The organism is Burkholderia sp. AW33-5, from assembly GCF_053427615.1.
Genome location: NZ_JBSAXA010000064.1, coordinates 1 through 2,060, shown reverse-complemented (window position 1 = coordinate 2,060; position 2,060 = coordinate 1). Strand labels below are relative to the sequence as shown.

Below are 2,060 nucleotides of genomic sequence, written 5' to 3'. Positions count from 1 at the left end.
TACTAATTTTGCGTCTCGCCATGTCGCGACGATATGACGTTCGTAGCCTCATGTCCAGGTTTGTGTTAGAGACTCTTAGCCTTCCGGCTTCTTCGGCTTCTTCGGCTTCTTCGGCTTCTTCGGCTTCTTCGGCTTCTTCGGCCGCTTCGGCCGCTTCGGCCGCTTCGGCCGCTTCGGCCGCTTCGGCATAGATACCCGAGGTTCCAAGACGTTCCAAGACGTTCGCTGAATTTATTAATTCGCATCTCATCAAGACTAACGCCTTGGGACGCCCCGAAACATCAGTCCAATTGACTATCCCAATCCTCCGTATAACATACAAAGCATGACGTGAATTTTTTTGTTAAAAATGACGAAAAAGTCAAATAAAAAACACCAACGACCATAACCTTACAAGGAGTTTGGCAATAGAAAAATGTATTCCAATATATTTACCTAACAAGCAGACTTCCACGGCAATTTTATTATTGGAGAATCAGTCATGACTTCCAAAATAATTAAATTTCTGCCAAATCTCGTAAGATACGGAAAATTCGACATTCAGTACGACCGGTCGAGCGCGACGAGAGTCGCGTTGGGTTGTGCAGTGCTCATTATGGCGCTGCTTGGATGCCGGATAGCAATCGGGGAGACCAATATACCCGAGCCTGCCATCAATTTGGGTAGCGAAATCAACGATATCATCGCCCAGAATCCAAACAACCCAACGCAAGCCATCAACAACTACATGGCGGGTCTTGCAGCGACAGGTGCCCATTGGGTTCGGGTCGAAATTGACTGGGCGAAAACACAACCCTCGCAAACGACAATCAATGCCAACGACCCCAATCCGAGCGCGAGCAGCGGCTTGACCTGGGGCGTGACGGACACGATCATCCGTGCGGCCCGCAACAATGGCCTACGAATCCTTGGCTTAATTTTGCTGACTCCTCCTTGGGCAGCAAGTTTGGAGTGCTCGATAAGCTATCAGAAGGCGAACGGGGTTTCATCCTGGCTATGCGCACCGGATCCGATGCTCTACACCGACTTTGCTCGTGCCGCTGCCAAGCATTACAGCAGCGATAGCTACGGGGGCAAAATCAACGCATGGGAAATCTGGAACGAGCCTAACTGCGGCATCGATTTTATGCCCCATGATCCGGCGCTCTATACAACTCTTCTGAAGACCGCGTATCCTGCCATCAAGCAGGCAAATCCCGAGGCCTACGTATATGCGGGGGGGAGTGCAGGCTGTACCACGTATCCGAACAACACAACTGGCGCACTTCCATCGCATGGCGTGACGGGGCTTGTTCATTCGATTGATCCAAGTTATCCCGAACCAACACAGTGGAATTCGCGCGACTGGCTGGCGGCGATGTACGCGAACGGTGCCCGGGGGTATTTCGATGCACTTGCCCATCATCCGTATTGTTATTTCGACGACTGGCAATCCGCGCCCAACCAGTGCCCAAGCGCGACGCTCAACACCACGTACCCGCAATATTCGAATGCGTTCAACATCATGTGGCATTCCTTTGCATCACCGTCATACGGCTGGCCATCGAGTAAAGGAAATACTTTCGCAAGTTATACGGGTACGAGCCTGCGCGACCTGATGAGTGCGAACGGCGATGGAGCAAAAGCAATTGTCCTCACGGAATTCGGCGTGCCAACCACTGGCTCCGATGGCGCGACGAACTTCACGGGGAAATTGGGCGGTTCCTCGACACAATATACGAACACCAATTTTCATACCATGCAGATGTCGCCGTATCTGACACAGGCCAACCAGAGACGCGAATATAGTTCGCTGATGGCCTGGGTTGCACAGCAACCGAAGGGTACTTACGGTCCGGTGTACATATATACCTATTCGGATCAGGCGTTGTCGTTACCGACCAGTACAACCATTTACGAACCGTATTTTGGCATCGTGACGCTCGGCTCCACGACTGGAACGACAGGTACTGCGGGGCTTCCCAAGGTCGCAGCCGCATGTATACGGTCGATGGCACTTGCGATTACCTACCAATTTGGATCGAATCGAAGCCAAGTTGGGTGTTGACGGTAATCCGCTA

Annotated in this window: 2 protein-coding genes; one reads left to right on the top strand and one right to left on the bottom strand. The window is 51.8% G+C overall.

Annotated elements, in window-relative coordinates; genetic code table 11:
- A partial coding sequence (locus ACV22V_RS32270; protein WP_448016781.1) for a hypothetical protein occupies positions 1 to 217 on the bottom strand: 217 nt, incomplete at its 3' end.
- A 378-nt stretch (positions 218 to 595) separates the two neighbouring features.
- Here ACV22V_RS32270 and ACV22V_RS32265 point away from each other — a divergent pair.
- The gene (locus ACV22V_RS32265) at positions 596 to 2,047 is read left to right on the top strand and encodes a cellulase (protein WP_448016783.1); all 1,452 of its coding nucleotides are present in this window, start codon (positions 596 to 598) and stop codon (positions 2,045 to 2,047) included.
- The last annotated feature ends 13 nt before the right edge of the window (positions 2,048 to 2,060 follow it).